Source organism: Flavobacterium sp. GT3P67, assembly GCF_004349155.1.
Taxonomy (GTDB): Bacteria; Bacteroidota; Bacteroidia; order Flavobacteriales; family Flavobacteriaceae; genus Flavobacterium; species Flavobacterium ranwuense.
The window spans coordinates 787944-807586 of the sequence record NZ_SMLF01000001.1; the positions used below are offsets into that span (position 1 = coordinate 787944).

Genomic DNA, 19643 nt, shown 5'->3' on the forward strand with positions numbered 1-19643 from the left:
AAATAAAAATCTAAATACCTTTTTTACAGTCGTTTAGGTTTTTTTCTTTTTTTGCAATTCCCCTAAAACCCCCTTTCACCCATCCCTAAATTTGTAATGTTCGAACATCATAAGCCGAAGTACAAGGCCATTGTTTAACATAACAATTTAGAAAATGGAAATAAAAGAATTAAAACAAAAGCCACTTTGGCAAATGACTGGAGAAGAGTTTTTATTCCTCCAAAACAATTCACAGCAACATAACGTAAAATCGTATGAGCCTGTAGAACTAGCTAAAAAATACGTTTATGGGATATTAGGTATAGCTCAACTTTTTGATTGCAGCCTACCTACAGCTAATCGGATAAAAAAAAGTAAAAAGATTGACAAGGCTATTACCCAAATTGGTCGTAAAATAATTGTTGATGCAGAACTTGCACTTGAATTAGCTGGAAGAAAAGTCATAGATAAAAAGTGAATTCTTGGAAGTATTATAAAATAAAAGCGTATCGACGACCAAATCACATACGCTTAAATCATTCTTTAAAATTTTCCACAACTGGAAACACTCTGCAAAAATAGGGTGTTTTCAACAATACTTAAAATTTAATGGAAGAAAACATTCCGGAACTTTATTATTCAAATACAGTTTCCAATACTATATTCGATAAGATTATCAAGTATATAGATCAAAAATACAGGATTCGATTTAACTTAATCTCTCTTGACTATGAGATCAATCTTATAGGTCAATCCTTGTGGGAATCTTTAAATCTATACTCTTTACTGATTGAATTAAATAAAAACGGCATAGAAGTTAACTACAACAAATTAGAGATACTCATTAAAAGCAATTTAATTGAACGTTATAATCCTATAAAAGAATATTTTTTAGAGTTGCCGCAATGGGATCAAAGAAAGGATTATATAAAAGAATTGGCATCTTATGTAACTACTAATGACAATGCTGCTTTTGAATATCATTTTAAAAAATGGCTTGCTAGAGGTGTTATTTGTGCTATTGAAAAGGAAAAAATAAACAAACACTGTTTAGTTCTTGCAAATGGAGATCAACATTCAGGGAAATCAACTTTTATTCAAAATTTGATACCCAAAAAACTTTCTAGCTACATAGCCGAGGATATTGGAATGGACAAGGATTCACGAATCAAGATGTGCAAAAATTTAATAATCAATCTTGAGGAATTATCTGTGATTGGTAAAACAGAAGTAAATTTTTTGAAATCACTGATTAGTAAGGTTTTTATAAATGAAAGACTTCCGTATGAACGTCGAGCCGAAAACCTTCCTCGAATTTGTTCTTTCATAGGTTCTACAAACATGGTTGATTTTTTAACTGATGAAACTGGTTCTGTTCGATGGATTATTTTTGATGTCATTGGGAGAATAAATTTCAACTATTCCAAGACGGTTGATATAGACAAAGTATGGTCTCAAGCTTATTATTTAGCTTACTTAGATAAAAATTTTGAACCTGAACTTACACCGCAAGATATTTTAGATAACGAACTTAGGAATGAACGTTATACCGCTCTAACCATAGAACAAGAAATGGTATTAAAGTATTTTGACAAATCAGACGAAATAGATTATTTCAACACTCCCACGGATATACTGACAAAACTTTTTCCGTTAGGACTTAAATTGAGTAGAGAAAAAATCGGGAAAGCGCTATCGGGCTATAGATTTAAGCGAATAAAACATCCGAAAAAACAAGTTTATGGCTATTTAGCAAAACCAAAATTTAATTCGAATCCATTTGAATTTAATCATCAATAATTCAACATACTACCTACCTATCTTACCTGCTTACCTAAATCTAGTAAAAATGAGGTTAATATTAGGTAAGTTGTATTTAAAGCTCTTACCTATCTTACCTAGATGTTGATTTTTTTAGGTAAGCGAGGTAAGGGTCAGGTAAGAAATAAAAACAACGTAGAACCCGTAAATCCTGATTAGGTAAGTAGGTAGGCACAAAATGAAAAAATTATAAATTTTGTGGTAACAAATGAATACTAAATAGCAATATTGATTTTATAAAAATCTTGATAGGATCTTTTATCCCCTTTTGTTTATTATTTAAAATAACAAAAGGGGATAAAAATTAGATTCTATTGACTTTGTAATCTGGCTGATCTAAAACCATATTAAGCCTAAAACATTTAATGATTCACTAAAACAAGACTCAATCAAATGAAGTAAAATTTGATCGAGATGTGTCATTGTCCTGACAAATTGAAATTTGACATCACAACAACTCCTCGCTTTTACTCCCGAAGGTCGCAAAAGAAAAAACAGAACGATGAAAAGATCAAAGAAAATAGAATTCAGAACAACTTATACTGAGCACCTCATAATTCAAAACAAAGCATTAAAAAGTGGGACTAGCATTTCTGAGTTTTTACGAAACACAGCTATGGGGTACCCACTATCCTATAAACTCACAGAAGATGAAATTGTAGTTTACAAACAATTGAACCAATATGCCGATAACTTTAGAAGAATTGGTAATCTATTTAAACTAGGCGATACGACAGGTCTAAAAGAAGCATGTGTTGAAACCACAAAATTAATACGAACCCATTTAAACAAACTCAAATAGTATGATCGGAAAAGCTTCCGCTTGTCCAGGAGGGACAGCATTATTTAATTACGTAATAAGCGATAAAAAAGGATATGAATTAACTCGAAATGGCTTGAGCGGTACAACTCCAAAAGAGCTATACGATGATATGAATATCATTCAAAAGCAAAATTCAAGATGTAACAACAATACTATTTCAATTGTAATTTCTCCAACTGTAGATGATGGCGAAAAACTATCTGACACAGAATTAAAAGCAATTACCGAAGCCTTTTTAACCGAGTTAGACCTTGACCCTAAGAAACAGCAATATCTCGCTTTTATTCATACTGAAAAAGACCACAAACACATTCATGTATTATTAAATCGAGTTCAGGAAAATGGCAAACTAATCCAAGATAATTTTATTGGAAAAAGAGCTCAACATGCTGCTCATCGAGTTGCAATTAAATATGGAATGACATCGGCACGAGAATTAAAATACGAAAATGAATCCAAAAGAGCTGCATTAAATAAAGACATAAAACAACATATTAAGACAGCTCATTTAGATGTATTAAAGCAAAATCCCAGAAGTTTAAATGCTTACAAAAGGCTTTTGCTTTTAAAATCAATAGAATTAATTCCAACAGTTAACAAACAAGGACAAATTCAAGGATATCGATTTTTAGATTTTGGCACTGGAACAAATTTGAAGGCAAGCGAAGTAGATCGTAATCTTAAATTAAATGACCTGTTCTTAAATAAAAATGAACACAAATTTAATATTGACAACACCCCAGCTGTTTCAAGAAATACGGAGAATAATTCACCATTATTTAATCCGTCTGTTTCAACTATTCCAGTAACTAATGATCAAGATGAAAATTTAAAAAAACGCAAAAAGAAAAAAGGTTTTAAAAGATGAAATTATGGCAAAAACACAACCTACATTAGAAGATTTAGTAGAAATATTTATTCAATCTACCGTAGCGCTTGAAACTACAATTAAGAAGAACATTCAAGAACAAACAAAAATTGAAAAAAACTTAAGTAACATCAATATTAAACCTGATTTAATGGATGTTAAAATAAATCAGCAGGAATATTATGAAAAAATAAATTTACAATCTCAAAATCACATACAGCAAATAAATGAAAGCTCTAACCACTTTGAGAAAGTATTACAAAAATTTAATACCAAAAATTTCAATTACTTATTGATTCTAAACCTGTTTTTCTTTCTGACTAGCGGAATCTCAATTTATGTAGCTATCAAAAAAAGTATTAATAAACATGAATTTTTAGAACTCCAAAAAGAAAATGATGAGCTAGAAAGTAAAATTTTGAATATAACTAGCTATTTCAAGCAGAATCCAAAGAGTTTAAGTAGATATAAAAAATGGTATCAGCAGAATAAAGAAAATCACTAGTACAAAAGAAGAATGGCATTCCATAAGATAAAAAGAGTAATTTCTCTCCCTCTTTATCTTATGGAATTAATCTTAGAGATTAAACATCCTCAATACCAACATAATATAGTTTTAGTTTATTTTTAGGCTCATTTTATCAGTTCTGTATAAATGATTGAATTAATATCCAAATCAAATTGATTTAAAAGTTCCTGTTCTTCATAGGGCTGTAGTTCACATTTTATAAGTTGCATTACATCCCTTAAAGCAATTTCTACCACCCCTGTAAGCGGATAGCCTTGTAATCTATAATCACATTCCAAGTGAAGTTGTTTCATTAGTTTAGGCTCTAGATATGGCTCAACAGATCCCTCTTCGTTCAACTTTTTATATACTCTAGGATAGATTTCCTTAAGATGGTGTATTAAAACGTGTGCTTTAGGGGTCGTCATTAATCCTAAATCGTAGTTTGAATTAAATTCAATCTTTGGGTTAATTTCCTCTAGCATGTTTTCTTTCTTTATTAATACTAGACCAAAGGTAATCCTAATTCTCTTAAAAATTCATTATGCTTATTTGTAGCATCCACTATCTTTTTATTAATATTAAAAAGCTTTAAATTCACTTCACGCAAATCAATTTTTACTTCATCAATAGAAGTATTGACATAGCGAGAAATATTCAAATTATAACCTTGATTTTCAATTTCTTCTATTGACACTCTTTTTGAATATCTTGGTATTTCATTCCTGTATTTGTAAGTGTCAATTATTTTTTCAAAATGTTCTTCGCTTAAAGTATTTTGTCTTTTACCTTTTTCAAAATGCTCACTTGCATTGATAAACAAAACATCTTCTTGCTTTTTACATTTTTTAAGAACTAAAATACAAACAGGAATTCCTGTAGAATAAAACAGATTTGATGGTAAACCTATTACCGTATCAATGTTATTATCTTTTAATAATTTGGTTCTTATTCTTTCTTCTGCTCCACCACGGAATAAAACACCGTGTGGTAAAATAATTGCCATTGTTCCTTCTTTTCCTAAAAAATGAAAACCGTGTAATAAAAACGCAAAATCGGCTGCGGATTTAGGAGCTAATCCATAACTTTTGAAACGGAAATCTTCTCCCATAGCTTCATTAGGTTCCCAACGTAAACTAAAGGGTGGATTTGCCACAATAGCATCGAACTCAATTTTCTTAGCAGGATTCATTTCATTTAATTCGTCCCATTGGTTTAGTAACGTATCACCATGAAATATTTCAAACTCGGTATCTTTCATGCCGTGTAAAAGCATGTTCATACGAGCTAAGTTATAGGTTGTAATGTTTTTTTCTTGACCGTAAATTTTGCCAACACTACCTTTGTTGTCTTTGATACGTTTTCTAATATTAAGTAAAAGCGAACCCGACCCACAGGCAAAATCTAATACTTTTTCTAGTTTGTTTTTGGATCCAGTGGTTGGATCTTGACTGTCTAGGGTTACTATTTCAGATAGGATAGAGGATATTTGTTGCGGTGTATAAAATTCGCCAGCTTTTTTACCTGAACCAGCTGCAAATTGTCCAATTAAATATTCATAAGCATTACCTAAAGTATCTGTATCAGTTGTGAAATCTGATATTCCTTCAGCAATTTTTTGGATGATTACACAAAGTTTATCATTTCTATCTTTATGTGTTTTACCTAACTTTTCAGAATTCAGATTAATTTCAGAGAATAACCCTTGAAATGCATTTTCAAAGGAATCATTTTCGATGTATTTGAATCCTTTTTCTAATGTTTCTAATAATTCTTTGTTTTGTGTACGAGCTAACTCGGAAATACTGCTCCACATGAATTGTGGTTTGACCACATAATGCACTTTTCTTCGCATTTGTTTTTCAAACTCAGGAACATCTATTTCATTAACATCATACCAAACACTCAATGCATTTCGTTTGTCATCGGCTTCTAATTTTGGATAATCTCTTCCTAGTTCTTTTTTTGCAGATTCTTCATAGTTAGAAGATAAATATCTAAGAAAAAGAAACGATAGCATATAATCTCGAAAATCATCGGCATTCATCGCACCACGTAAGTTGTCTGCTATATCCCAAAGGGTTTTACCTAATTGATCTTGTTCTTTTTTTGTCATTTCTTTAATTAAAATTTGAAATTGTATTTAGCAATAAGCTTGTCAAATACTTCATTAAACGCTCTTGTTTCTTCTTCATTCATCTCACTTATTTGAGGCACAAAAACTCTTTTGTGAGATAATGAATTAATCATCATTATTGTATCTTCAGGTTTTTCTACTTCTATTTCTTGTAGTAACATCTTTAGTTGACTAGTGCCAATAAAGGAAGCAATATTTTCTAATAATTGTCTCAGAAGAACAAAATGATAAGTAGATAACTCATCTGATTTTTTTGCTTCTGATAATACTTGTAAAAGATGTAAGTGAAAAAGAAATACTTCTTTGCTAAATGGTTTTAATTCTAATTCATTTTTTTGCTTTTTAAGCATAAAGAATTTTGAATTATTTTTGTATTTATCACTTTTTTCTCCTTTGCTTAATCTATCATATAATATAGAAAATAAACCTATATGATGAGTTGTTATAATTACTTGTTTTTTTGGAAACGTATCATCAATCAGTTTTGTAATGGACTCAGCGGTTAAAAAAATATTGTGTTCATCCATACTTGAAACAGGATCATCAATGAAAAAATGAGCATCTTGAATACCTGTCCATGAATCGGTTTCAAATAGAGCTACAAAAAAACACCAAATAAAAATTCTTTCTTCACCTCTCGAAATTTTTATAGGACTTGTATTTTCATCATCTAAGTAGAAAGTGATTGAGTGAATACCTTTTTCTCTGTCCTCATCCTTATACAGATTTAATTTGAATTTATATCTAGGATGATATAACGATAATGTTTCTTGTAAAATCTCTGTATCTAATAATAACGAATGAAATTGATTTAGTGAACTTGAAATAACATCTAATTTTATATTTTCATTATCATGACTTTCATCATTATCCCAAACAAATAAGTCCTCACTAAATGCATTATAATAAACTCCTGTATGACTTCCGTCTTCAGGTTTTTTAGTTATATTTTTATACTCAACTGACAAACGTGTTTTTCCTGTTGCATTAAATGCATAAACAAGAATAATTTTTTCTTTTGTGTCTTTTAATTCTTGTGCTATTTCAGTTAGACTACTCATCTTTTACGCTTTTACTTTAGGAAACAGCCCTTGCATTAAACCTTTTTTATGCAATTTTAATTGCTCTATTTTATCTGCTTGTTCCGTAATTAAGCTATCTAATGAGGAAAGAAAATTAGCTATTTTTTGTTGTTCTTTTGGGTTTGGGTTTGGCAATAGTATTTCAGAAAATTGGCTATAACTCACCATCTTTCCGTCTCTAAGTCCTTCTAAATTTCTATTAAGATTTCTAATATAGAAATCTGTTTTAAAATAATGCTTATAAAATTCATTTTCAGAATTTTCATTTTTCTTTCTTAGTATAATATAGGCTGGGCTACATATTCCCTTAAAATTTGAGTATTCAATTCCTCCTTGAAATGACCTCAAACTAATAATAAAATCACCTTTTTCTACAACTTTATAACTTTCTAAACTTTTTTCGGTTACAATTACATTATAATTAATCAAATTTCGAGGAATTGCTCCTTGTTCTTGAGTAATTGCAAGAATTTGTAAATCAGAATTGTGATTTTTATTTGATATTGTATCAAAGAGTTCATTTCCATTTAAATATTCCCAATCTCCTTCTTTTTCAAACTCCTTAAACCTTAATTTTGGCACTTTTTCACCAACTTGAGGAAAAAGGTTTTGCATCAAGCCTTTTTTATAGGTTTTTAAAGTTTCTAATTTATCTGTATGAGCAGTTATCAATTCATCTAAAAAAGAAAGACAATCTGCGATTTTTTGTTGCTCTTTAGGGCTTGAAGAAGTATAACACTTGAATTCCTCTAAATCAGAATTTTTTAAATTATTTATATTACCTCCACCAATTGACAAAGCAATAAAACTTTGGTAAGCGTCTGATTGCAAAAGATATTTGGTGAATTTATTTATTGGTCTCATTATAGAACAGAATGCACCAACTGTTATTTTACCATCGTATTCATCTTTATATTCTGCATTCTTGCCCACTAAAGCCTTGCTACCATTAGACATACATATTACAATGTCTCCATTTAACAATTTTAGTTCATCCGCACATTCTTTGTCAACATAAACTAAATCTTTGTCTAAAACAAGGGTGTCGTTCTGAATATTTCCTGACCTTAAAACTAACAAACCTTTACTTGATGTATCATCTGCACTATATGTAAGACCTCGAAAAAATCTCCCAAAATCCCCTAATTTTTTTTCTTCCCAATTACCTTCATTCATAAAGTCTGGAAAACGCAGTTCAGGAATCAATTTATTTCTTTCATTATTCATAAGCCGTCAATCCAGATATTTCTCGCCCTTGAGCTTGTTTTTTTAATAAAGGTATTAAGTCTGTCATCAGTGCTTGTTCTTTTACACTGCGTTCTTTCCAATTCAATTCTAATGGCTCTAACAAATCGGTTAGTTTTTCACCATCAAAAATTAATCGGCCCATAATGTTGGTTACAAATACTTTTAAACCGGCTGTTTGTAACCCGTGAAAATGAGCAATATCAGCTAATACCTTATCATTCTTTTCATCTTTAAAGGTTTGATACCCTTTGCGTAATTTATCTACATCTTGCCCTGTGTTCCAATCTAAACTATTGATATAATCGGTTAAATCTTCTTGTTCTTCCATCAAATTGGCTGTAGCACTTAACAAACTTATGATTTCATGTTTCGTCATTTTTTGTTTAGACGGTTTCATTTGGAGGTTGTCTGCTACCAAATTCATGATGTAATCATAATCAATCACCGCAGAGGCAAACAATACAAATTCAAAATCCAATTGTTGTACATCTTCAGGAGCATCGTTGCCTTCTTTGTCTTGTATCGCTTTAAACTGCTTAGCCGTTTCTAAATACGAACTTCTAAACGATTGTAAACGGTCGGTTGGTAAAATGTTTTCAATAACTTCTTTTTGAGTTTCGTCTAAATCTGTATATTGGTCTAGTTGTGTTTTTAGTCGTTGTACTTCTTTAAAATTTTTTACAAAAGCAATTTTGGCACTGTCACCTCTAAGGTTGTATACATCTTGAGGTTCATTTGCTAAATTATTTTCTTCCATAAAAATACCCAAAGCTTCCACGGCTTTTTTGTATTCCTCAATAACTACGGGAGCTGGTTCAACCATCCATATCTTAATAGCCTTGTCTTTACTTTCTCCAGAAAACAAAGCGATCGCTTGGTTTACCTGTTCTTGTTGAGAACGAAAATCTAAAATATTACCATACGGTTTGGTGTCATTTAAAACACGATTGGTACGTGAAAACGCTTGAATTAATCCGTGGTATTTCAAGTTTTTATCTACATACAACGTATTCAAAAATTTAGAATCAAACCCGGTGAGCAACATATCTACCACAATAGTAATATCTATTTTATTTTTGTGAGCATAATCCCTGTTACTGTATTTTTGGTTCTTTATTCTTGATTGAACATCTTGATAGTAACCATCAAACTCGTTGATGTTGTGATTGGTTTTAAATTGATTGTTGTAATCATCAATAATTTCAATCAATGCCTTTTTCTTTTCTTCTGGATTTACTTTATTGTCTTCTTTTTCTTGAAGCAAATCTTCTTGTAATTGCTTAATGTCCTCCGCATTTTTCTGGTCACCCTCTTTGGCAATTAATTGAGCAGGAGGCGAAAAAACGCAAGCAATATTAAGCATTACATAATCTTCATCAACATCTTTCTTTTTCTGTTGAGCGAGTTTAAATAAACGATAATACTCAATGGCATTATTGATAGAAGCTGTGGCTAAAACCGCATTGAATTTTCTGTGGTTGGTAGCGGCATCGTGTTTTTCTAAAATGGCATCTACAACGGCTTGTTGCGCAATGGCTTCACCAGGTTTTGGATTTACTTCGCCTTTCCCTTTGAAATAATCGATATGAAAACGTAACACGTTTTTGTCTTCAATAGCATGTGTTATAGTGTAAGAATGCAATTGTTTTTCAAAAATGGATTCAGTAGTTTTAAAGGTAGCTTCTTCATTTTCTCTAACAATGAAATTAGAATTTTCAGAAAAAATAGGTGTACCAGTAAAGCCAAACAACTGTGCTTTTGGGAAAAACTCTTTAATTGCTTTATGATTATCACCAAATTGCGAACGATGGCATTCGTCAAAAATAAATGCAATACGACTATCGCTCAAGTATTTTAAACGCTCTTTGTAGTTTTTGGTATCATCAAGAGCCAAACCTAATTTTTGAATGGTAGTTACAATTACTTTATCCGAATAATCAGAAGACAACAAACGTCTTACCAAACTTTCGGTATTTGTATTTTCTTCAACACTTCCTTCTTGAAATTTATTGAATTCTTCACGAGTTTGTCGGTCTAGATCTTTTCTATCTACCACAAACAAACATTTTTCGATTTCAGGATTTTCTTTTAATAAGGTTGATGCTTTGAAAGATGTTAAGGTTTTACCGCTTCCTGTTGTGTGCCAAATGTAACCGTTACCACGATTTTGACTAATGCAATCCACAATAGCTTTAACGGCATAGATTTGATAAGGTCGCATCACCAAAAGCTTTTGTTCGCTTTCAACAAGCACCATGTATTTACTAATCATTTCGCCCAAAGTACATTTAGACAAAAACTTATCTGAAAATAAATCTAAATTGGTGATTTTTTTATTGCTTTCGTCAGCCAATTGATAAACAGGTAAAAACTGCTCATCGGCATTAAATTGGAAATGTTGATTTTTGTTATTTGCAAAATAGTATGTATTGTATTGATTGCTCACAATAAACAACTGCATAAAACACATGAGCGAATTGGTATAACCATTCCCTGCGTCATTTTTGTAATCAACAATTTGTTGCATCGCTTGTCGTGGAGAAATGCCAACGCCTTTTAATTCAATTTGAACAATTGGCAAACCATTAATTAAAATGACAACATCATAACGATGATTACTATTTTCAGTATTGATACGTAATTGATTGATAACTTCAAAATCATTTTTACACCAATCCTTTATGTTTACTAACGTGTAATGTAAAGGAGTTCCATCTTCACGTTGAAAATAATTTTTCTCACGAAGTATTTTTGAAGCAGCAAAAACGTCTTGAGTGATAATTTCATCACGCAATCTTGCAAATTCAGCATTACTTAAACGTACTCGATTAAGTGCCTCAAATTTTTCTCTAAAGTTTTTTTCAAGAGAATACCTATCGCGAATATCATCACGATAAATGTATTTTAAATCAGTTAGCTTGGTAGTAAAGCTTTGTTCGATATGAGTTTCTTTTGTCATTTAATAAAAAAATGATACATTTATAAACATTCATTATTGCTCAAAAGTAGTTAAATAATTTTGTACCGATAAAGATAAACAAAGGATTGAAGCAATTAATTGTATTTAAAAAAAACACCCAAATTTACATTTCTGGGTGTAAATTTGGGTGTAATATTCGCAAACCATTGATAATCAAGGTTTATTGCAGAGAGGAAGGGATTCGAACCCTCGATATGTTGCCATATACACGCTTTCCAAGCGTGCGCCTTCAGCCACTCGGCCACCTCTCTATTTTCATTTAAGGTTGCAAAGAACACAAAAAAAACTGACTTAGAAAAGTAAAAACTGAATATTATACCATTTCGCCTCGTAAAGCCCTTTCAAAGATAGCCTTAAAGTCTTTTTGAGCTGTTTTTTGACCCAGTAAATACATCAATTTTGTTATTGCGCCTTCAGTGGTAATGTCTTTTCCGGAAATCACTCCAATTTCTTTCAAGCCTGTACTGGTTTCATATTGTCCCATTCTCACACTTCCCCCGGAACATTGGGTAACATTCACTATATGTAAACCTCTGGAAATTGCTTTTTTTAATAAATTTAAAAACCATTCTTCCGTAGGTGCATTCCCCGCTCCGTAGGTTTCTAAAACAACACCTTTAAGATTCGGAATATCTAAAATAGCCGATAAAACTGCTTCACTGATACCTGGAAACATTTTTATGATAGCCACATTATTATCCAAATTTTTATGAACTTTGAATTCCTTATTTTCGTTTTTGGGTAAAAACAATTCGGGATTCAATTTTAAGTGTACTCCGGATTCCACCAATTCAGGATAATTAGGGGAGGTAAACGCTTTGAAATGTTCGGCATTAATCTTGGTGGTTCGATTGCCTCGGTATAATTTGTATTCAAAGTAAAGACACACTTCACTGATAACTGGCGCGTCATTATGGCGCAAAGAAGCAATTTGAATCGCAGTAATCAGATTCTCTTTGGCATCAGTACGTAAATCTCCAATAGGCAATTGGGAACCCGTAAAAATAACTGGTTTTGACAAATTCTCGAGCATAAAACTCAAAGCTGATGCGGAATACGACATCGTATCTGATCCATGAAGCACAACAAATCCATCAAAAGAAACGTAATTATCAGCAACAATTGTAGCAATTTTTGCCCATTCTTCAGGATTCATATTAGAAGAGTCAATGGGATTCTCAAATGAAATTGTTTCTATTTCACAGTCCAATTGTTTCAATTCTGGGATTCGTTGTAATAATTTGCTAAAATTGAAAGCCTTAAGTGCACCCGTTTCAAAATCTTTCCTCATACCGATGGTTCCACCAGTATAAATCAAAAGTATTTTGGATTTATACAACATCATGGTATTTTAATTTATTCACAACCGGATTCGCATACATCGCCAAAAAACCATCTAAAGCTACTGGATTGTCATGATCAATACGCATTTCAAGTCTGCGACCGAATAACGATTTTTCATTTTCGGTGTACAAATGGGAATAGTGATCTGTCTTGTTTACAATATCATAGGCAATAAAATTCGTTGGCCACAACTTATAATTGCTCAATATTGCATCATCAATTACTTTTGCCAAAGCTACTATTTGCTTATTGGTACTATCATTCTCAGCAATGACTGTATCAATTTCAGTATCTAACACTTTACCAACATGAATGTGAATTCTTTTCTTTTGTCCCAAAGCACCGCTAAGAATTGTCATGAAGTCTTCATTTTTTTCTTTAATGTACACTTCATTATTGGCTTCAGCCATCAATTGAGGCATTTTCAAAGCATCCGTTGGGTCGTATTCATACGAAATAGAAACCGGTACAATTTTTATCTTTTTGAAATAATCCATCAAATTCTTTTCGTCAGAACCCATTCCAAGCATTTTCAAAACACCCGGATTAGTTTCGTCATTTCCGTCTTTGGTTCTTCCTTCACGTTGCGCAATCCAAACGGAACGGTTTTCATGGAGTAATAAATTGCCAATATATTCTGATAACAACTTTGAACTTTGTAGCATTTCCCTTGGCGTTAAGCCACGCTGCACTAAAAAATTTCGATTTAGTTTGGCTAACGTATTCAGAAACGATTTCTTGACTAAATTATCTCCAATCGCAGAAGCCGTCATCGCTAACCCATGTTCAAATAAAGCGGTATTCAACAAAGTGGTATCCAATAGAATATCGCGATGATTCGAGATAAATAGATAGGAGGTATTAGGCTTTAAGTTTTCAAAACCTGAAGTAGTCAAACCTTCAGAGCTTTTTTCCAAAACTCTTTGAACAGACTGATAAATAAAATTGCACTGAAAATCACGAATAGAATGCGTTTTTCGCAATTGTTCTTTCCAAACTTCATCAGCAACATCCGGAAAAGTAAAATTCATCAATGCTTTCATCATGGGATGATTTACAACATTCTGAAGTGCTTCGTTTATTTCGGAATCATAAAATGGCCGAATAGCGTCAAATTTCTGCATTTTGGTTCTCAATTTTTGTGTTGGCAAATGAACAAAAAAAATATCAAAATAAGGTAAATTCTTCTTTAAATCCCAAAAATAGCTTTGGAATTTTCCGTGGTTATTGCTGCAACTTCATTTGCCGAAAGACTATAAATTTGCGCTAACTTATCTACGACATTAACGATATACCCACTCTCGTTGCGTTTGCCTCGAAAGGGTATTGGTGCCAGATAAGGGGAATCCGTTTCTAAAACAATATGTTTCAAATCGATTTGATTCAAAAATTGATCTATTTTCCCGTTTTTAAAAGTCACTACTCCACCTATTCCCAGCTTCATATTATACGAAATCGCCTGTAATGCTTGTTGATGCGTTCCGGAGAAACAATGAAAAATTCCAAATAAATCAGCTGATTTTTCTTCTTCCAGAATTTCAAATATGGCCTCAAAAGCTTCCCGACAATGAATCACAATAGGTAATTTGTATTGTTTGGCTAACTGGATTTGTCTTCTAAAGGCGATTTGCTGCTCCTTCAAATGCGTTTTATCCCAATACAAATCGATTCCAATTTCACCAATGGCATAAAATTTTCTTTTCGCCAATTCGTTTTCTACGTGTTGCAATTCTTCGAGATAATTGTCTTTTACATACGTAGGATGCAAACCCATCATCAAGAAAACAGTGGTAGGGTGATTTTTCTCCAATTCATACATAGACTCCGTACATGTGGAGTCGATTGCAGGAATAAAAAATCGTGAAACCCCGGCATCAATGGCGCGCTGTATCATTTCATTTCGGTCTTGATCAAATTCCTCAGAATATAAATGTGTATGGGTATCGGTGATTATTGCTTTTGTTTCCAAGTCTATAGTTTAAGGTTACAAAGTTGCGAAGTTTTTTAAAATTTTATAACAAAAGTCAAAAAGAAAAAAAGATACTCCAGAAAATTCTTTTGTATCTTTTCGTTATACTTATAAAAGTGCTGCTTTTGTTTTAAAAATTTAATCCAATTCCTTCAATAATTCCTGAACTTGTTCATAATCCTCGTAATCTGAGGAAATAGTAAATAGAATTTCCTTACAGGATTTATAATCTTTCTGTTTTAATTTGGCTAAAGCCAAATTCCAAATTGCTTTATTTTTATAAATTGAAGTCCCCGCTTTTAGTTCGTTAAAAACAACTTCAGCTTCTTGAATTTCATTAGTTTCCAATAAGGAAATCCCATAGAAATAGTGTATTTCCGGCGTGTCTTTCTCTTTTAAAACGGCTTTAAAAAATGAGATGGCTGCTTTATAATTTTTTGCATTGAAAGCGTCCTCTGCTTGTTTCAGTTTTTCATCAACCGCCCCTCTTTCGGTGAAATAAGCGTTCTCATGTTGGTTGAAATCTTCGAAATTTGGTTTTGGATTAAAAAGAAACAACCCCAACAAAACAACAACTGATGCTGCAACCAAATAAATCCAAGGCTTAAATCCAATCACTTTTGTTTTCGGCTTAGAAGCTTTAAAATGATCATTCGAAATCGATTTTGAATTTTCTTTGAAAGCATTAAACTCATCGGCATTGCCAAATTTATTTTCCAGATGAAGATTCAATTCCTTGAAAATTTCAAATGCCGAAGCCAATTCCGGGTCTTCAGCCAATTGATTCTCGAACTTTACTTTATCTTCGACAGACAATTCGTCTTGAAGATAGTGGTCGAATACTATATAACGGTCCTCGTTCATGGCTAAGTGATTTTTAAAGATTTAAATCGGTTTGTTTCCTGAATCCACTGGGTTAATTGACCGGTACACAACGATTTTTTCTTGCGGACATACCCGTAAGTCACCTGGAGTTTCTCCGCCACCTCTTCCATAGATTTGAGGGTAAAACTCAATTTTAATAACTCTTGGCATTTGTCACCCAGTTTTTGAAACATCGCATCAAAAAGCTGTTGTTTCTCCTCGAATGCTTCGGTTTGTGTAACCATCTCATCTGAGGGTTCATTATTAGATGCAAAATCCTCCCTGATTGTTACCCCTTTATTCGATGCTTTTTTCAATTCATTCAGCCATTTCCTTTTACATAACAAAAAAAAATAGGCGTCAAACGGGCAAGTGAGTTGCAATTTGTTAACTTTTGCCTGATTAAAAAGCAAAATCAGGATTTCCTGAACCACATCTTGGGCCTGATCTTCATCACCTGAATTATTCCTTATATAGGTAACCACTTTGGGAACAAACTTTTTGTAGATAGATTGGATCATTGCCGAATTATTATTGGCAAGTCCGTCTATATAAATTTGATCCGGATGAATCGCATTGTTAGCCATAAAAAACTTTTTATTGGCTAATGTAAAAAAGAATCTGAAATAAATTCAAATTAAAAGGGTAACAATTATAAAACCAATTTGATATAACCCTGTAAACGTCCCTTAAACAACTTGAAATTATCGATACTCAGAAAAGATTCAGATTATAAGGGGTAACAAAACAATAAGAAAGTTGATATAAGAATGAAGCCCTAATAAACGACAAAAAATAGTTTGCCAATTGGGGTAACAATTACAAAACAAAAAGTATCTATTAAAAAACCATTTTAAAAAATTAGAAATCATGAAATCAAATTTTAAAAACATCGCCCTTTTAGCTTTAGCAACACTAGCCTTTGCAAGCTGTACTACCAATGAAAACACAACTCCAACACCTCCAACAAAAGCAGCATTTATTGCAATAAGGGAACAAGGGGTAAAAAAGAACACACAAAATTTTACAGCAACTGCTGGAACCGGAGTTATCACGCTAACTTCTGCAAAAGGAGTGACTATAAAATTAGACGGAAATGCACTTACTAAAAACGGAAATCCTGTAACCGGAGCAATTGATATTACATTTATTGAACTTTTCGACAAAGGAAACATGCTAATAGCTAACAAACCTACGATGGGAGTTATGCCTGACGGTAAAAAAAGTCTACTGAAATCCGGTGGTGAATTTTTCATCAAAGCCTCTCAGGGAGGTGTAGATTTAGTTACAACAGGCACAATTCAACTTCTAGTGCCCTCAAATTTAACAGGGACTGCTATTGATACTGGAATGACTTTTTGGGCAGGCGACACAAAAGACGATGACAACCTTGCTTGGGTAAGACCTGGAGGCGCAGCTGGAGGAGGAAAAGATGGAGCGGTTGGTTTTAATCAAAACGGCTATACGGTGACTTTTGGAAACTTTGGTTGGACAAATGTAGATAAATTCTACAGTGACCCAAGACCAAGAACCACCATTTTAGCAAGCGTTCCAACAGGATATAACAATACAAATAGTGCTATTTACTTGTCCTATGATGGTGAGGGCCAAAATGCGCTAGCCAAGTTAGATACTTATAATCCAACCACACTACAATTTAGTGAGCATTACGGTCAAATTCCAATAGGATTACAAATGCACATAATTTTTGCAACCGAAGATAATGGCAACTGGAGATACGCAATCAAAGCCGTAACCGTTCAAGCAAACGATGTGTACACTTTCACTTTATCCGAAACTACGCTAGGAACTGAAGCTCAATTAGTAGCCGCAATCAATGCAATACAATAACATCTAATAGAAGTTTTTAGAAAAAGTGGTGATTTGCTCACCACTTTTTTTTACATTTAAAAATATTTTCGAATGCATCCTGATGCTTCTCAGGAGCTAATCCTGCTGTACACTGTATCTTTTCCTGGCTAAAGGAGCCAGAAAAAGGATGCCGTTCCCATCAGGGCTAAAAAAACCCCGATTATGAAACCAACTTTATTTTTCCTCTTATTACTATCCTCATTTCCCTTTTACTCCCAAACAAAAGTAAAAGACACCATTACCCGAAGAGCAAACATTGGTTACAATCAAAAAGGGAAGCTCGTTTCTTTCAAACCAGAAACACCGCCACTGATCCCAATCGCCGGCGCACCAAAACCCAGTTATTCTTACCTATGGGAACTAGGTGACGGCCATTACAGCAGAGAAGCCGAACCCAAACATGTCTACAAAACCAAAGGTACCTATACCGCACGTCTAGCCGTAACCAATAATTATGACAACGGAAAACCACCAGCCACACGACCAAAAAAAGTGGCGATAACCGAAACTTCTGATGATCTCTACAAAGACATTGCTTCCATTGAAGACCAAAACGGCTTCACTATACAAAAAAATTGTGACCCTATTCCAGAACAGGAAATGGTGGTAATTTTAAGTTATCAAAATCTGGAAAACTACGTAAGCAACGGTAAATTATATCTTTTTTACAACGAAAAACAATTCAAAAACAACAACTTCGAATTGGTTGACTTTAGAACGCATGCCGGAGAACGCGAAATCAAAGAAAACACCCTTGCATCCGTAAATGACCTGGACAATTCTAATTCGTATTTGGCCTCCAGCGAGACTTTGGCTCCAGCCAAAAAATACAAATCCACAACTTCCGAAGAAGATTTGGATGCCACACTTTTAGAAGCAAATAAAACCTACAAAAATGTTTCCATTCTGGAATTTGACGACAGCAATCCTACGGAAACCCGCACTGTTTTTTACACATTCAAAACCACTCCCGAAATGATCAAAGACACCAGCGCAACCGTAACCATGCGCGGAATATTTGTTCCCAACCGAAGTTTTAAAAACCACAAGATAAAAAATTTGGAAATGGAAATCGTCACTTCTCATGACCCAAACAAAATGGGTTCTAACGGAAGTTTCATGAATTACAGATTGGTCCGTTTCAAGAGAGTCAACTTTAAAACCCGTTTCCAAAATAATGGCGAAGGCCCAGCAAGAATGATTCGTTTGGAAACGGACATTCCGGATATGTTCGACAAGAAAACATTTCAAATTGAAGATATGTATCCAAAATGTCCGATTTGCCCTAAAGACGAAGTGCCAACAACAAGCTGTCTGGATACGATTATCAAACAAAAACAGATTTTCTTTACTTTCAAAAATATTTATCTGCCCGGGAGCAATCAGAAAAATGTAAAAGAAATCGACAGCACCAAAGGCTTTGTGAAATATTCCATGAAATTCAATAAAGACTTTCACAAAATAAAAACCAAAACCAGAACCGCCATAATTTTCGACAAAAACGACCCCATTATTACCAATTATGCTACTACCCGATTCTTACCGGGAATTTCTATTGGCGCCAAAGCAGGTTATAATTTGTTTCCAAATTTACAGAACTCCAAAAGTTATTTTGCTGGCGCAACCCTTTCCCCTTATAAATCGTACCGCTATTATTGGCAAGCTGAATTCTTGAACAGCCTGCATTCCTTTGACAATTCAATTGCTGTTGAAGAGAAAATCGTAACCACCACTAATGGTGTTCGACAACTGCAACGCACCACAACAGCTTCAAACAACCAAAATGTAAATTGGGAAATACCGGTATTACTTCGTTATAACATCAATAATTATATTGGTATTGGCGCCGGATTACAAGCCAATATAAACGTTTCTGAAAAACAGAATCAAAACCAAAAAGTAGAAACTTATGAAGGAACAACAGATAAATTTTTGATTAGCACAACTAAAGAATCCAATTCGGTTTCCGACTCTTTTACTTCGCTCAAAACAGGTTTGCTTTTTGATTTAACGATTGGTGGAGCTAGAATTGGCCCTAGTTTAGGAGCCCGATACGTGATGAATTTCAAAGAGAATTTTAATTACTTTCAGTTTTATGGATTATGGAAGTTTTAGTGTAAAAATATAAGGAATTTAAGTAGCTAATCA

17 protein-coding genes and 1 tRNA gene are annotated in these 19643 nt (G+C 33.1%); 7 read left to right on the top strand and 11 right to left on the bottom strand.

What is annotated here, in order from left to right; translation table 11 throughout:
* The first annotated feature begins 154 nt into the window (after positions 1-154).
* The 5 genes from E0H99_RS03430 to E0H99_RS03450 all read left to right on the top strand — a co-directional run bounded on the left by E0H99_RS03430 (position 155) and on the right by E0H99_RS03450 (position 3996).
* Complete coding sequence (locus E0H99_RS03430; protein WP_131991181.1) at positions 155-457, top strand: DUF3853 family protein; 303 nt, start codon at positions 155-157, stop codon at positions 455-457.
* Between the two features lie 131 nt (positions 458-588).
* The gene (locus tag E0H99_RS03435; protein WP_131991183.1) at positions 589-1779 is read left to right on the top strand and encodes a VapE domain-containing protein; all 1191 of its coding nucleotides are present in this window, start codon (positions 589-591) and stop codon (positions 1777-1779) included.
* A 523-nt stretch (positions 1780-2302) separates the two neighbouring features.
* The gene (locus E0H99_RS03440; RefSeq protein WP_131991185.1) at positions 2303-2602 is read left to right on the top strand and encodes a plasmid mobilization protein; all 300 of its coding nucleotides are present in this window, start codon (positions 2303-2305) and stop codon (positions 2600-2602) included.
* A 1-nt stretch (position 2603) separates the two neighbouring features.
* Complete coding sequence (locus E0H99_RS03445) at positions 2604-3491, top strand: relaxase/mobilization nuclease domain-containing protein (protein ID WP_131991187.1); 888 nt, start codon at positions 2604-2606, stop codon at positions 3489-3491.
* 4 nt (positions 3492-3495) lie between these two features.
* Entirely contained in the window at positions 3496-3996 is a 501-nt protein-coding gene (locus E0H99_RS03450) for a hypothetical protein (RefSeq protein ID WP_131991189.1), read from the top strand.
* A gap of 128 nt (positions 3997-4124) precedes the next feature.
* Here E0H99_RS03450 and E0H99_RS03455 read toward each other — a convergent pair whose 3' ends face one another.
* The 11 genes from E0H99_RS03455 to E0H99_RS03505 all read right to left on the bottom strand — a co-directional run bounded on the left by E0H99_RS03455 (position 4125) and on the right by E0H99_RS03505 (position 16210).
* Positions 4125-4484 carry a hypothetical protein gene (locus E0H99_RS03455; RefSeq protein ID WP_131991191.1) on the bottom strand — a complete coding sequence of 120 codons (360 nt, stop codon included), beginning with the start codon at positions 4482-4484 and terminating at the stop codon, positions 4125-4127.
* 20 nt (positions 4485-4504) lie between these two features.
* A complete protein-coding gene (locus E0H99_RS03460) occupies positions 4505-6115 on the bottom strand; it encodes a type I restriction-modification system subunit M (protein WP_131991193.1) in 1611 nt (536 codons plus the stop codon).
* A gap of 8 nt (positions 6116-6123) precedes the next feature.
* Entirely contained in the window at positions 6124-7197 is a 1074-nt protein-coding gene (locus E0H99_RS03465) for an AAA family ATPase (RefSeq protein ID WP_131991195.1), read from the bottom strand.
* A 3-nt stretch (positions 7198-7200) separates the two neighbouring features.
* A complete protein-coding gene (locus E0H99_RS03470; RefSeq protein WP_131991197.1) occupies positions 7201-8445 on the bottom strand; it encodes a restriction endonuclease subunit S in 1245 nt (414 codons plus the stop codon).
* Positions 8438-11425, bottom strand: a complete 2988-nt coding sequence (locus tag E0H99_RS03475; RefSeq protein ID WP_131991199.1) for a type I restriction endonuclease subunit R — start codon at positions 11423-11425, stop codon at positions 8438-8440. The genes E0H99_RS03470 and E0H99_RS03475 overlap by 8 nt, the downstream gene beginning before the upstream one ends.
* Positions 11426-11612: 187 nt before the next feature.
* Positions 11613-11697: transfer RNA gene (locus tag E0H99_RS03480), tRNA-Ser, on the bottom strand.
* Between the two features lie 62 nt (positions 11698-11759).
* On the bottom strand, positions 11760-12788 hold the full coding sequence (locus tag E0H99_RS03485) for an asparaginase (RefSeq protein ID WP_131991638.1): 1029 nt from the start codon (positions 12786-12788) through the stop codon (positions 11760-11762).
* Positions 12778-13914, bottom strand: a complete 1137-nt coding sequence (locus E0H99_RS03490) for a 1-acyl-sn-glycerol-3-phosphate acyltransferase (protein ID WP_131991201.1) — start codon at positions 13912-13914, stop codon at positions 12778-12780. The genes E0H99_RS03485 and E0H99_RS03490 overlap by 11 nt, the downstream gene beginning before the upstream one ends.
* Positions 13915-13979: 65 nt before the next feature.
* Positions 13980-14759 carry a TatD family hydrolase gene (locus E0H99_RS03495; RefSeq protein ID WP_131991203.1) on the bottom strand — a complete coding sequence of 260 codons (780 nt, stop codon included), beginning with the start codon at positions 14757-14759 and terminating at the stop codon, positions 13980-13982.
* Positions 14760-14897: 138 nt separating this feature from the next.
* The gene (locus E0H99_RS03500) at positions 14898-15623 is read right to left on the bottom strand and encodes a tetratricopeptide repeat protein (RefSeq protein ID WP_131991205.1); all 726 of its coding nucleotides are present in this window, start codon (positions 15621-15623) and stop codon (positions 14898-14900) included.
* A gap of 2 nt (positions 15624-15625) precedes the next feature.
* Positions 15626-16210 (bottom strand): RNA polymerase sigma factor, encoded by a 585-nt coding sequence (locus tag E0H99_RS03505; protein WP_131991207.1) that lies wholly within the window; start codon positions 16208-16210, stop codon positions 15626-15628.
* A 283-nt stretch (positions 16211-16493) separates the two neighbouring features.
* On the opposite strand from E0H99_RS03505, the gene E0H99_RS03510 reads away from it, so the two are divergent.
* Complete coding sequence (locus E0H99_RS03510) at positions 16494-17474, top strand: hypothetical protein (RefSeq protein WP_131991209.1); 981 nt, start codon at positions 16494-16496, stop codon at positions 17472-17474.
* A 183-nt stretch (positions 17475-17657) separates the two neighbouring features.
* Positions 17658-19610, top strand: a complete 1953-nt coding sequence (locus E0H99_RS03515; RefSeq protein ID WP_131991211.1) for a PKD domain-containing protein — start codon at positions 17658-17660, stop codon at positions 19608-19610.
* Positions 19611-19643 lie beyond the last annotated feature (33 nt).